Raw genomic sequence first — 630 nt, forward strand, 5'->3', positions numbered from 1 at the left:
GCGGAGGGGTCGACGGACGGGGGAGGAGCGCTCAGCGGATGTTGACGTCGATGCAGGCGTAGAAGGCGTTGGACGTGTCGCCGATGTTCCACACGGCGAGGACCTTGTGCCTGCCGGTGAAGTTGCCGAGGTTGACCTGGTGGGAGACGGTCGCGGGCGGCTGCTGGTTGTTGCCGTTGATGGTGGCGACCTTGGTGCCGTCGACGAAGTACTCGTAGTTCGCGGTGCGGTGCCGGGCGGTGAACGTCCAGGTGAAGGTCTGCGTCCTGCTGACGTCGCTGACCCGCCAGCCCTTGCTGTCGTTGTCCAGGTCCGCGAACCGGGAGTTGCCGCCGCTGCAGCTCCGCAGGCCCTTGGGGCCCTCGACGCTCTGCGGCTCCCACTTGATCTCGCCGCAGGAGACCGTGTTGGCGGCGCACTGCGCCTGGCGGCTCGCGGGGGCGTTGACGTAACCGTGCGCGCTGGCCGAACCCGTCGGCAGCGTGAGGGCGAGGACGGGTGCCATACCAGCACCGATCGCCGCGGCTATCTTCCGCTTCTTGTCCATGCGTACTCCTTCACGGGGCGTTCTTCATGGGGGTGTGCGACGTGAAGTGCTGGTGGGGCCGGAGAGCGGTGCGGGGGCGGAAC

General features: G+C 68.1%; 1 protein-coding gene. It reads right to left on the reverse strand.

Annotated elements, in window-relative coordinates; translation table 11 throughout:
* Positions 1–31: 31 nt before the first annotated feature.
* Positions 32–547: a lytic polysaccharide monooxygenase auxiliary activity family 9 protein gene (locus tag AB8Z36_RS41575; RefSeq protein WP_369218506.1), complete on the reverse strand. Its 516-nt coding sequence runs from the start codon at positions 545–547 to the stop codon at positions 32–34.
* Positions 548–630 lie beyond the last annotated feature (83 nt).

Source organism: Streptomyces flavofungini (genome assembly GCF_041028215.1).
GTDB classification, from domain to species: Bacteria; Actinomycetota; Actinomycetes; order Streptomycetales; family Streptomycetaceae; genus Streptomyces; species Streptomyces flavofungini_B.

Coding starts and splice junctions, on each gene's coding strand:
- AB8Z36_RS41575 (WP_369218506.1), bottom strand. CDS start 547: ATGGACAAGAAGCGGAAGATAGCCGCGGCGATCGGTGCTGGTATGGCA.